Source organism: Lactiplantibacillus herbarum (assembly GCF_001039045.1).
GTDB classification, from domain to species: Bacteria; Bacillota; Bacilli; order Lactobacillales; family Lactobacillaceae; genus Lactiplantibacillus; species Lactiplantibacillus herbarum.
Genome location: NZ_LFEE01000005.1, coordinates 285 through 11,676 on the forward strand (window position 1 = coordinate 285; position 11,392 = coordinate 11,676).

The 11,392-nt window shown below is 42.9% G+C and carries 10 protein-coding genes and 6 tRNA genes; 9 read left to right on the top strand and 7 right to left on the bottom strand.

Annotation, left to right across the window (positions count from 1 at the left end; all coding sequences use genetic code 11):
* The first annotated feature begins 53 nt into the window (after window positions 1-53).
* The 6 genes from ACG95_RS01875 to ACG95_RS01900 all read left to right on the top strand — a co-directional run bounded on the left by ACG95_RS01875 (window position 54) and on the right by ACG95_RS01900 (window position 681).
* Window positions 54-126: transfer RNA gene (locus ACG95_RS01875), tRNA-Phe, on the top strand.
* 5 nt (window positions 127-131) lie between these two features.
* Window positions 132-214: transfer RNA gene (locus ACG95_RS01880), tRNA-Tyr, on the top strand.
* Between the two features lie 10 nt (window positions 215-224).
* A tRNA-Trp gene (locus ACG95_RS01885) sits at window positions 225-298 on the top strand.
* A 4-nt stretch (window positions 299-302) separates the two neighbouring features.
* Window positions 303-375: transfer RNA gene (locus ACG95_RS01890), tRNA-His, on the top strand.
* A gap of 101 nt (window positions 376-476) precedes the next feature.
* Window positions 477-547 (top strand) — tRNA-Cys (locus ACG95_RS01895).
* A gap of 49 nt (window positions 548-596) precedes the next feature.
* Window positions 597-681, top strand: a tRNA-Leu gene (locus ACG95_RS01900).
* A 614-nt stretch (window positions 682-1,295) separates the two neighbouring features.
* Here ACG95_RS01900 and ACG95_RS01905 read toward each other — a convergent pair.
* Both ACG95_RS01905 and ACG95_RS01910 read right to left on the bottom strand, forming a co-directional pair.
* Complete coding sequence (locus ACG95_RS01905; RefSeq protein ID WP_047998880.1) at window positions 1,296-1,595, bottom strand: hypothetical protein; 300 nt, start codon at window positions 1,593-1,595, stop codon at window positions 1,296-1,298.
* Window positions 1,596-2,636: 1,041 nt separating this feature from the next.
* Entirely contained in the window at window positions 2,637-2,813 is a 177-nt protein-coding gene (locus ACG95_RS01910; protein WP_047998881.1) for a DUF6440 family protein, read from the bottom strand.
* Between the two features lie 234 nt (window positions 2,814-3,047).
* Here ACG95_RS01910 and ACG95_RS01915 point away from each other — a divergent pair, with 234 nt between their 5' ends.
* Window positions 3,048-3,845: a hypothetical protein gene (locus ACG95_RS01915; RefSeq protein WP_047998882.1), complete on the top strand. Its 798-nt coding sequence runs from the start codon at window positions 3,048-3,050 to the stop codon at window positions 3,843-3,845.
* Window positions 3,846-4,034: 189 nt separating this feature from the next.
* Window positions 4,035-4,568, top strand: a complete 534-nt coding sequence (locus ACG95_RS01920) for a hypothetical protein (protein WP_047998883.1) — start codon at window positions 4,035-4,037, stop codon at window positions 4,566-4,568.
* 103 nt (window positions 4,569-4,671) lie between these two features.
* Here ACG95_RS01920 and ACG95_RS01925 read toward each other — a convergent pair whose 3' ends face one another.
* The 5 genes from ACG95_RS01925 to ACG95_RS01945 form a co-directional block, all read right to left on the bottom strand.
* Window positions 4,672-5,190 (bottom strand): GNAT family N-acetyltransferase, encoded by a 519-nt coding sequence (locus ACG95_RS01925; protein ID WP_047998884.1) that lies wholly within the window; start codon window positions 5,188-5,190, stop codon window positions 4,672-4,674.
* Between the two features lie 112 nt (window positions 5,191-5,302).
* Entirely contained in the window at window positions 5,303-6,139 is an 837-nt protein-coding gene (locus ACG95_RS01930; protein WP_047998885.1) for a metallophosphoesterase family protein, read from the bottom strand.
* Window positions 6,140-6,446: 307 nt separating this feature from the next.
* Window positions 6,447-7,772, bottom strand: a complete 1,326-nt coding sequence (locus tag ACG95_RS01935; RefSeq protein WP_047998886.1) for an Nramp family divalent metal transporter — start codon at window positions 7,770-7,772, stop codon at window positions 6,447-6,449.
* Window positions 7,759-8,718: a ferrochelatase gene (hemH, locus tag ACG95_RS01940; protein ID WP_047998887.1), complete on the bottom strand. Its 960-nt coding sequence runs from the start codon at window positions 8,716-8,718 to the stop codon at window positions 7,759-7,761. The genes ACG95_RS01935 and hemH overlap by 14 nt, the downstream gene beginning before the upstream one ends.
* 226 nt (window positions 8,719-8,944) lie before the next feature.
* Entirely contained in the window at window positions 8,945-10,321 is a 1,377-nt protein-coding gene (locus ACG95_RS01945; protein WP_047998888.1) for an amino acid permease, read from the bottom strand.
* Between the two features lie 107 nt (window positions 10,322-10,428).
* Here ACG95_RS01945 and mmuM point away from each other — a divergent pair, with 107 nt between their 5' ends.
* Complete coding sequence (gene mmuM, locus ACG95_RS01950) at window positions 10,429-11,352, top strand: homocysteine S-methyltransferase (protein ID WP_047998889.1); 924 nt, start codon at window positions 10,429-10,431, stop codon at window positions 11,350-11,352.
* Window positions 11,353-11,392: the final 40 nt, after the last annotated feature.

The following is an 11,392-nucleotide window of genomic DNA, read 5'->3' on the forward strand; positions in this document are numbered from 1 at the left end:
CTGATGAATTTTTTCATCACTAATTTAATGAAACTCATCATAAAGAATGTTATGGCTCGGTAGCTCCGGCGGTAGAGCAATGGATTGAAGCTCCATGTGTCGGCGGTTTGATTCCGTCCCGCGCCATATATGGAAGGGTAGCGAAGTCTGGCTAAACGCGGTGGACTGTAAATCCACTCCTTCGGGTTCGGTGGTTCGAATCCACTCCCTTCCATTCTTTTTATAGGGATATAGTTTAATGGTAGAACAACGGTCTCCAAAACCGTCGGTGTGGGTTCAACTCCTACTATCCCTGCCAGATGGCGGTATTGGCGAAGTGGTTAACGCACCGGATTGTGGTTCCGGCACGCGTGGGTTCGATTCCCACATACCGCCCTTGATTGGGTTATAAGCAAATGGTAAGGCAATAGATTTTAACTGCATCATGTGCTGGTTTGAATCCAGCTAACTTAGTATTAGGTTAGACAGAATATGATGGCGGTATAGCCAAGTGGTAAGGCAGAGGTCTGCAAAACCTTCATCACCGGTTCAAATCCGGTTACCGCCTTTCCTGAAAAGGTTATAATCCTGATCAGATGTTCCATCAGTTTTATTTTGCCGGCGTGGCGGAATTGGCAGACGCGCTGGACTCAAAATCCAGTTCCCGTTGAGGGAGTATCGGTTCGACCCCGATCGCCGGTACTAGATAGCTCTTCAGAAGCTTCCAGTGCCTTAAAAAGACTTCATATCATTGATATGAAGTCTTTTTTATTTTTCTATAATCATACGAAACTATGCCAAAATGCAAGGTCGGCCTTATTTTGTGGCTGACCTTGCATTGTAGTTATCTGCTATGAATTAAGTGTTTTATAATTCGAGTGCTACCTATAACTATTACAATAGGGATAGAAAGGATAAAAAGAATTCCATGTAAAGCCCAAATAACTATCATATTCGTTACATCATCGCGAAACTTTAGTCGATCATGCAATATTGTGTGTCGTGGATCATTACCAATGCCCCGTGTAACATATGATTGCATGTAAAGAGAATCATCGTGCAAAGCGGGCAACCAATGTAGGGCTACCGGATACGTTAGCAAGTAAGAAAATAGAAGTAATAGGTTGAGTGGATTCAAAGTTAAAACAAAGTGGCTACTAGGCTGTGCTGTTACAAAATAAAAACTAATTATAAAGATTGGTAAGCTAGATAAGTAGTCTTTAAATAACTGAAGTAGTTTATGCACACCGTTCACCATATTTCTTAAAGTAATGATAAAGGTAAAAATTATTCAAATTTAGACTGAATGTAAAAGATTAGTCAAAATAATGACCGCCGCTTCCTACATATGCATCTGCCCAGGCACCATTCATAGTTTCTTGCCAATCTTGCGTAACTTCATCACCATCGGAATCGACCCACATACGAGTTGTAGGGTGGATTTTAGGAAGTGTTGAAGCAGTAGCTGTGCTTGTTGTAGTAGTGGGAATAGTAGTTTTTGTAGTAACTGTAGAATTAGTGATTGTGTCCGCAGAAGCTTTCACAAAAGAGGTGCCGACACCTAATACCAGGGTTGAGGCTAACAATAGTGTTGAGTATTTGAATGCAGATTTCATAGACATATCCTCCATGTAAAATAATTTCAAATTAATTTTTGACTCAAAGATTGAAATTTGATTGGATTAATTTGATACTGTGAAGTATAGTTTTGAACATTGATCAAGTAAATAGGAGTTTTGGTGTTTTGTTAGTTGTGTGGATAGAGTAAAAGAAAAATAAAATTGAGGGTGTTTAGTTTAATTTTAGTAATGAAATATTGCCATGAACTTAATCTATTTAATTCTCAGAAGGTGTGTTAACTTAACTGACTCTTTAAACTAGGCATGATAAGTTATACGATATTAATAAGCAAATGAGTAGAAATTAATTCGTTGCATGATTCTACTCGTGATTCAGTCCTTTTTTGTCCTTTCAAAATCATACAAAATTGTGTGAATATGTAGTGCAATAATTATCGTGTACTACATGTGTTGATATAGATGAAGTTTTTGGGGGTTGGTATACTTTAATATATGTCGGTATAATGATATCAAGAGGTAGCGAAGGCAGGTCATATTGTTGATGTAGAGATAGCTGATTTAGAAAATATTGTATTGCAGAACAGTGAAAAGATTCAAGATTGGCAATTAGTAAGCAAAGCTGAGTTGATGACCCTTTGCGCAAGTAATAAAATTGTGGATGGGTTTATGTTAAGTGCGATTACAGTTGCAGTTGTTAGTAAATGACAATTAGTGAATAAATTACTGTTATGTATGAAGCAGGCCTAAATTGTGGTGCATAGTTAAATGTCATATGTAGGGGCAAAGGTATCTATGGTCTGATTCTGCCTTAATTAGCGGTAGTAGATAGCTTTGCGTAAGTCTCCAATAACTTAATGGGGATTTTGGATCCTTTAGTTTCAAATGAGGCAAACAAGCGAGTCTTAAGTTGAGTCTGATAAAACAGTTTATAAGTTAGTCATTGAGATTAATTGCTAATATTAATCTAGCTAAAAACTGGATAACCATATCGGGACATTCCTTGGTTATCCAGTATTCAAGTTGCATACATGCTTTAGTGTCATACAAATTAAGTTGTTAGTTGTTAGTTGTTAGTTGTTAGTTGTTGGGGGTTACGATTGGTTTGCCGTTCTCATCAACAAGAACTGTAAGTCCACCGGCATAACCATCAGTATGCCAAAGATAATTAACACCCGTTTCTTTATCAATAATGATCGTTGTGTTTTTAGCGAAGCCTTTTTCGATGTTACTTTCTTCAAATCTTTTATCTGCCATGGTAATGCCTCCAATATTTTAATTCATGGTCTTGTAGATGGGTGTCTGTAAATATAGCTGATGTGGCTTTTTTAGCTATAAATAAACAATATTAATTATATCAGAGTATGAGAATGGTTTTCGTGGATAAAGATTAAACCATGGTTGTTCAAAAACTTATTTTTGTCTACAATGACGTTAAACTTGGAGTGACAATAACTTGTATATCACATTAACCGACCGAGGGGGAGCATCATGAAAACCAAAACGTACCTAAGTCAGAAGACTCGTTCCCGCCATACCTATGATTTTTACAAGGAACGACGCAATGATCCTGAGTGGCAAGCTGACTTTTGGCGAATTAGATACATACGACGGCGCAACACTTTATTACAATTAGTTTTTATCCTTGTTTTACTAGCGTTAGGGGCTTTTGCCTATAATGGTTATAGGAAGACTAATCATAATCAAATTATCAATACAGCATCGTCCGCTGCGTCAGCGACGGCAGATTCCAGTTCATCTTCAGTAAGTGATACTACAGCATCTTCTAGTGCTAGTAGTTCGGCAACTGCGGCTAAATCAGTTGTTGTGAGTGACTATAGTCGTTACGCTAGCTATTCAGGACAATATCAAAGCACTGATTCTTCACTGGCATTGGACTTTACTAAGGGCATGATGACGACAACTGGGATAACCACACATCAACGCTTCTATTTTGACCAAGTGATTCATCATCCCGATGGTAGCTTAATCATCAACATTCATGGTAATTATATCTATAATGCCGAAGATGGTCAGGGATCAAAGACCAAATTAACCTATTTGAGTATCTTATTTGCGCCCAAAAATAAAATTATTCAAGAAAACTGGCAAACTGGTGCAAAGATCAATGACCAGACAGACTCGTCCGTGAACCGCTTAACATTCGCGACCTCTGATAATCAGGGGAAAACGTTCAACATGGATCCTGCTTACGAGGCTTTTGCCAATAATACGATCACTGCCGACACTGGAGATGCCACGTTAGCCACTATTTTTACACCTATGTAGGAGGAAACTAATAGCCTCAACAGAATGGTGTGAATCTGCATTAACTAGGTGTCATAGCGATTGTGATATAAGCAGGATTTTAGGATCTGATTGCTACTTATAAAGGATTATAGCTGATTTGATTAAATTAATTTTAAGGTTATTCAGCTTATTGTTCTGATTGTAACTAATAAAGGAGAGCAAAATTAGATGCCAACCATCCAAGATTATTACGATGCGAACTTGCCAACCTTGTTGTTTTCATTGCACCCAGAGGCAACTGACGCCATTATTGCTGGTAATAAGGTCATCGAATATCGCCGACGCTTCTTTTCTGAGCCATTTCAGGCCTTTATCTACACAACTGGTCAAACGGGGGGCATTCAGCTTTACATGCGCTGTGATGCCGGTTTACAGTTAAGTGTGAGCCAACTAGACCAGATTGGACAGTTATTGCAACCAACTACCGGTTCCGTGACTGATTATTTTGCACAGACGGATCATGGGATTGCGTTGCCAATCACTGCTTTTACGACACTTCCCACGATTCCGCTCCCACAGCTTCGGCAACGATTCACTAACTTTGTGACGCCACGGGGCTACGTCTTCTTGGATCGTCCAGAGCGGCAGGCGCAATTACAGTGGTTATTGCAGCAATACTGTTCACCGTTGACTGAATTAGATTGGCAAGGACGCTATGCTAAGCTACAACCGATATTAGATGGAAGAACTGATTATCAGTAATCATATGATTGTATAAGAAAACCTCCGTTAACTTGTTAGGCAAATAGTGCTAACAATTAACGGAGGTTTTTGAATTAGAGCTTCTCAATCTTCTTAGGTAGTTTTAGATTAGTTTTTCGTAGACGTAACAAACGTCATCTAAGTGGTAAACACCAACCATTTCGCCAACCTGTTTAAAGTCCATCTTAGCAATTAAATGCTGCATTGGATGGTTGTCAGAGTGGGTATCAATACGAATACTCTTGATTTCAGGGTGTTCACTGGTAACGTGGGCAATAATTTTTTCAAATAATTGCGTTGCATAACCGTGACCGGCGTGGTTTGAATGAATTGCGACACGGTGAATAACAACGTAAGGACCAGTCGTGTTTAACCATTCAGCATTGGCAGTATCATAAGTTGCATCTGGTGAAGGTACGATGGCAACGGCGCCGACCGTCGCGTTATCATCTGCATTGAATAAGTAAGCAGAACCTTGCATGATGTCTTCAGTAATCTGGTTGCGGGAAGGGTAGTCGCCTTGCCACTGGTTTACACCGGCTTCGGCTAATTGGTTACGACCGTCGCTTAGAATGTCGATGATTTTATCTAAATCATCGAGGGTAGCTTTTTTAAAATACATAGTATGACTCCTCTCTTGAACATCGCCTTACCGCATAAACGGTAATCGACTTTTAAAAGTATACAGAAATTTCAGCAGAATGGAACTATTTAATCCCGATTCTTAGTATATTTTAGTGATTATTTGAGTTTAGAATCTGACGCGCCAATTGAGCCATATCATGCTGATCGTTGTAGCTAGCCACTGCCTTAGTTGCGTACTGGTATGCGTTGGTTTGTAACGTTTTGGCATAGAAATCAAAGTAGGGCAAGTGGGCTTCTTCAGCGATTACTATGGCCCGATGCCAATCAAAGTCGACTGAGCGATAGTCAATGTTCTGCACGCCAGTTTCGTCGATCGTCAGAATTAAGTAGGATGCTCGTGGCTGCCGTAATTTAGGATTAATTGCGGTAGGCAAACCGACCGTTCCCGCGTTTAAAATGAGTTGTCCACGCGTTGAATAGCGCATTACGGGCTGATGAGTATGCGCATAGATGACGATATCTGGATCACCCACGGCTGCTTGATCAAAATTGGCTTGTTCGGCAATCGGGGCAAGTGCGTGTCCACTCGCATAGTCGGTTAAAACGTGTTGTAAACGAACGGTTAACGAGCCGACCTGTTTAGTGACCGTCATTGGTAAATGCAATAACTGGTCGAAGTGCTTGGGGCTAAGTTGGCGGCGGTCAAAATCTGTTAAGATTGTCGACATGATTTGTTTCGGTTTGGTAAAAGTATCAGGATTGGCAGCTAGAACTTTTCGATAATTATCCTCATGGTTACCTAGCACGTACGCGCTGGGATGAACGGCGTCCAGTAAATCCATGCACCGTTCTGATTCGGGACCACGAACCGTTATATCACCAACGGTCCAATAATCATCAACTTGATTGGCTTTAGCATCTGTTAAGACGGCAGCCAGGGCGGTGGCATTACCGTGAACATCGGAGAGAACTGCAATTTTGACCATCAAAAAAACTTCCTTTCAAAATATGTTCGGGTTTGTAAGCTACAATTAAGTAAAATTAGTCATGATTCATTAAAAATTTCAGAATGTTGCCACTCTAAAAAGCCATGATATCTTTTATCTGTTATAATAAACGGTGAAACGAATGTAATATATAGCACGTATATTCAAGCCAATTCGTTTCGTGCCGTGGTTATCTTAATGATAACCACGGTCTTTATTTGTTTTGACTTGTATTAGTATACAACTAACTGACTTGTTACATACAAAAACCGTGAACACATTAAGTTAGTGTTCGCGGTTTTTGATGCTAAAAGAGACTGATAATTAAGTAAACATTGAGGACTGTAATAATTAGTGCTAACACATAACCGAGATAAGTTATAGCTGAGCGATTAACGTGATTTTTCATTATTCGACGATCACTCGTTAATGCGACTAGCGGTAACAAGGTGAACGGTAGCGCAATACTTAAGGCAACTTGTGCATAAATAATCAGATTTTCAAAGGCGGCATCGCTGAAGCCAACGACACAACCGATAATAATAATGGGAATCAACGTGACACACCGTGTTAGCAACCGTCGTTGCCATAGTGGTAATCGAATGTGTAAGTATCCTTCCATAACGATTTGTCCGGCGAGGGTGCTAGTGATGGATGAGATCAGGCCAGTGATTAAAAGTGCCAGTGCAAATAACCAACTCATGATGGGGCTTGCGAGTGCGCCAACAATTGCTGGATTTTTTAAACCGTTAAAGACGGCTTGTAAACTTGCCAGTGCCGTAGTGTGGTCAAAGAACAAGGCACCACCTAAGATAAGCAGTAGCGCATTGATTAGAAAAGCAGCAATTAGATGTATCATTGAATCCCAATTAGCAAAACGCAGCGCTTCAGTAACTTGTGCCGGATTATGGGTGTCGTAACGGCGACTCTGGGCGAGTGATGAATGTAAATATAAATTATGCGGCATGATTGTGGCACCAAGAATTCCGAGACTGAGTACTAAGGCCGTATGATTTTTCATGATCAAAGTGGTTGGGACGAGTCCCATTAAGACTTGGCCAGTTTGAACGTGTGCACGACTAACTTCTAGTCCAAAGATGACGCCGACCGTGATAATTGCAGCTAAGACCATAAATTCTACCCGACGGATGCCGAAACGTAAGAATAAGAGTACGACTAAGACGTCACTGATCGTTAATAGAATCCCAATAATTAAAGGCAAATTGAACAACATCTTTAGCGCAATCGCAGTACCAATGACTCCGGTCATATCGGTAGCCATCATGGCAACTTCGTTTAAAATCCAAGCAGCGTAACGAATTGGACGCGGCAGTTTGCTAGCGATAGCCTGTGCGAGGTCCTGTCGTGCGACGACGCCCAACTTGATTGCCAGGGCTTGCATGAACATGGCGACAATAATAGCGAGTGCTAATACGGATAATAAGCGGTATTGAAACTGACCACCCCCAGCTAGGGAGGTCAACCAGTTACCGGGATCCATGTAGCCAACTGCCACTAATGCTCCCGGACCACTGTAAGCTAAGAATTTCCGCCAAAAAGCCGATTGATTGACGGATGGCACGTTAACACTCTGATTGATTTCCTCGAGGCTTTGACGGTTATGCGGTTCCATTAGCGGGGACCTCCAGGGAATGAGTCGAAAGGTCGGCTAAAAATTGGCTGAACTGTGGATCAGTATTCATTGCCGGTACCAGGTCGAAACGGTCACCGCCACTAGCTTTAAAGGTTTGGTAATTCTGAACGTAATCTTCTTCCAGCGTTTCTAAACAGTCGACAACAAACGAGGGGGTCACAATCAGGACGTTACGTTTGCCTAATTCAACCAGCTGCATCAGCTTGTTTTTTAAGTAGGGTTTGAGCCACGGCATCGGGCCAAACTTTGATTGGTACGCCGTAATTACCTTATCTTGTGGTAGTGCGGGTAATTGCGCCTGAACGGCCTCAGTGGTTGCCTCACACTGTTGCTGGTAAGGATCACCGTGACGCACCATCGCAGTGGGGATACTGTGGTAGCTAAAAATGACGGCATCATAATCATGTTGCTGATAGGCCTGCCAGACTTTACTTGCTAAATGTTCAATATAAGCTGGTTGCTCATAGAAGTGTTCGATAAAGGTATGCGATAAGCCTGTAGCCTCAACTTGATGACGGATACCACCATGGGTACTCTGGGTGTACTGCGGAAATAGCGGTAGGATGACTGGCCGTTCACAACCAGCTGCGACCATTGATTGCAACGTTTCGGTGATATCTGGCTGTCCATACGTCATTGCTAACCGCACGTCCCAATCGGGAAGCAGGTCTTGGACTTGTTTGCGGATGGCCTGACTGTAGACGATTAGTGGTGAACCAGCTGGTAACCAACTGTCACGATAAAAAGTTGCTGAGCGCCACGAACGCAGTGGTAAGATCACACCGCGTAGTAACGGTTGCCAGAATGCAGCGGGCATCTCAATGACACTAGGATCACTGAGAAATTCTTGGAGGTACTGTTTGACGTCTTTTGTATTGGGTGACGCCGGTGAGCCTAAATTAACGAGTAATAAACCTGGATGCATGTGAATCCCTCCCGTTTATAATGAAATCATAAGTTAAGCATATCACAATCAGTTGCAAGTAATTGGGCTAAGCTAGAAGTACATTCAGTTATCAGTTGATTTACATTGTTATTGGTAATAGCAATTAAATGTCGTTGTAACCAGCAAATAGCCCTCATAATCTGGTGAATTACCATGATTGTGAGGGCTATTTGTGAGGATTATATTTGTTTCTTAAGTCAGCTTCCTAATCGCTGGTATGCTGGAATTTACGACGCAGGTAGTACCCTGCGTAACAGATGGCAACGAATGGAACCGTATAGTAGAGGGCGATGCGCTGATTAGGATCGAACCAAATCAGCAAGCAGGATAGGCCACTTAGGATTAACGCTAACCACGGTACAATTGGATAACCGGGTGTCTTGAAGACAAGCTGGTCTAGCGATTTGCCGCTTTTGAGGTAGGCCTTACGGAAATTGATCTCAGACAGGGCAATTGCCATCCAGACGATCACAACGGCTAGTCCTGAGATTGAGACCAACACTAGGTAAACGGAGCCTGCTGCGTAGACGCTGGACAACAGTGCGAGAATCCCGCCGAGCATACTGGTTGCTAACGCAATTAATGGGACGTCTCGTTTAGTCGTCTTTTTGAAGACTTTTGGAATCGTGCCTTCGTTAGCTAACGACCAGAGCATCCGTGTCGATGCGTATAGGCCAGAATTCGCAGCGGACATGATGGCGGTTAAGACAACGAAATTCATCAGATCAGCGGCATAGGGAATACCGATTTCCTTAAAGACGAGCACGAAGGGACTCTGGGTAACGCCTGCCTGTTTATAAGGAATCAAGGCGGCCATCACGAACATACTCCCAACGAAGAAAATCACGAGTCGCCACAGGGTGGTTTTAATGGCAGTCGGAATTGTGTGGGATGGATCTTTAGTTTCGCCCGCAGTGATCCCAATCAGTTCAGTACCGGAAAAGGCAAAGTTGACGGTTAACATGGTCGTAAAGACGCCACCAAAACCATTTGGAAACCAGCCGTGTCGGTAATAGTTTGTAAGTAGTGGTGCGCTAGTGTGACCATGCAAAGGAAGCAAGCCCACGATTGCTAAGCCACCTAAAATAATGAAGACAATGATCGCAACGACTTTAATACTGGCAAACCAGAATTCAGCTTCTGCAAACCAGCGAACGGATAAGGCATTGACCGTGAAAATCACCACCATGAATAGGAGACTCCATAACCAAGTGGCAACGTGTGGGAACCACGTCTGCATGATAAGGCCGGCAGCGGTGAACTCCGAACCAAGGGCAATCGTCCACGTGAGCCAGTATAGAATGGCGACTGTAAAGCCCGTTCCTGGACCGATATATTTTTTAGCGTAGACGTGAAAGGCACCAGTATAAGGCATCGCCACGGCTAATTCGCCGAGGCACAACATCACGAGGTAGACGAGGATCGCTCCCATCGTGTAAGCTAATAGGGTGCCAATGGGTCCCGCTTGGTGAATCGTATAACCGGAGCTTAAAAATAGTCCGGTTCCAATGACACCACCGAGCGAGATCATTAGCACGTGCCGCGATTCCATCTGGCGGCTAAGGTGGGTTTGTTTTGACATAATGTGACGGCCTTCCTGACTTGAAAGATTTTTATTATTAGACTATGATTAGAAAATCAACGATGTTATTAGAATAACATAAATTATTGACGGGAAGGAAGTCAATTATGGCGACGTTAACATTAACTGACTTATTAAACGCTGGTCCAGTCGTCCTAGACGGTGCGATGGCCACGGAACTTGAAAAACGGGGTGTGACCACGAATTCAGCCCTGTGGTCGGCCACGGCAATGCTAGAACACCCTGAAGCGATTACAGCGGTTCATCAGAGCTATCTGAATGCGGGTGCCCAACTTATGACGACGAATACCTATCAAGCTAACGTCTTGGCTTTTGAACGGGCAGGAATCGCAGCACCGCAAGCTCGGCAGCTTATCCAACAAGCTGTGACGATTGCCAAAGATGCCCGTGATGCGGATGCACAGCAAGTTGGACAGCAACGCGGCATGGTAGCAGGTAGTATTGGCCCATATGGTGCGTACTTGGCGGACGGCAGTGAATATACTGGTGACTACCACCTTAGTTCAGCTGAGTACCAAGATTTCCACCGGGAACGCTTAGAATTAATCATGGCAGCCGGTGTTGATTTATTGGCATTAGAAACGATGCCACGATTAGATGAAGTCCAGGCGTTGGTTGAGTTAATCACGACTACTTGGCCACAACAACCTTACTGGGTCAGCTTCAGTATTCGTGATCCTCAGACGTTGTGTGATGGGACTCCACTAGCAGCTGCGGCTCAGTGGGTCGCACAACAGCCGAATGTCGCTGCAGTTGGGGTCAACTGTACCAAGTTGGCAAATATTGAGCCGGCATTAAAGACGTTGTCTGCTGCAACTAAGGTGCCTTTGATTGTTTATCCCAATTCTGGTGATGAATACGATCCAAGCACGAAGACGTGGCAAACGACGACTCTCAGCCACCAGTTCGATACGTTTGTGCCACGTTGGTTAGCAGCTGGTGCTAGTATTATTGGCGGCTGTTGTCGAACAACACCGGCGGATATTCGAACGATTGCGGACCTTATTTAGATTAAACGAGTGAATAAAGGTTGAAAGTTAATTATTCAAT

Bases quoted from the DNA above. Each gene is read 5' to 3' on its own strand.
- ACG95_RS01910 (WP_047998881.1), bottom strand. From the start codon at position 2,813: ATGGCAGATAAAAGATTTGAAGAAAGTAACATCGAAAAAGGCTTCGCT.
- ACG95_RS01905 (WP_047998880.1), bottom strand. From the start codon at position 1,595: ATGAAATCTGCATTCAAATACTCAACACTATTGTTAGCCTCAACCCTG.
- hemH (WP_047998887.1), bottom strand. From the start codon at position 8,718: ATGCATCCAGGTTTATTACTCGTTAATTTAGGCTCACCGGCGTCACCC.
- mmuM (WP_047998889.1), top strand. From the start codon at position 10,429: ATGGCGACGTTAACATTAACTGACTTATTAAACGCTGGTCCAGTCGTC.
- ACG95_RS01920 (WP_047998883.1), top strand. From the start codon at position 4,035: ATGCCAACCATCCAAGATTATTACGATGCGAACTTGCCAACCTTGTTG.
- ACG95_RS01930 (WP_047998885.1), bottom strand. From the start codon at position 6,139: ATGGTCAAAATTGCAGTTCTCTCCGATGTTCACGGTAATGCCACCGCC.
- ACG95_RS01935 (WP_047998886.1), bottom strand. From the start codon at position 7,772: ATGGAACCGCATAACCGTCAAAGCCTCGAGGAAATCAATCAGAGTGTT.
- ACG95_RS01925 (WP_047998884.1), bottom strand. From the start codon at position 5,190: ATGTATTTTAAAAAAGCTACCCTCGATGATTTAGATAAAATCATCGAC.
- ACG95_RS01915 (WP_047998882.1), top strand. From the start codon at position 3,048: ATGAAAACCAAAACGTACCTAAGTCAGAAGACTCGTTCCCGCCATACC.
- ACG95_RS01945 (WP_047998888.1), bottom strand. From the start codon at position 10,321: ATGTCAAAACAAACCCACCTTAGCCGCCAGATGGAATCGCGGCACGTG.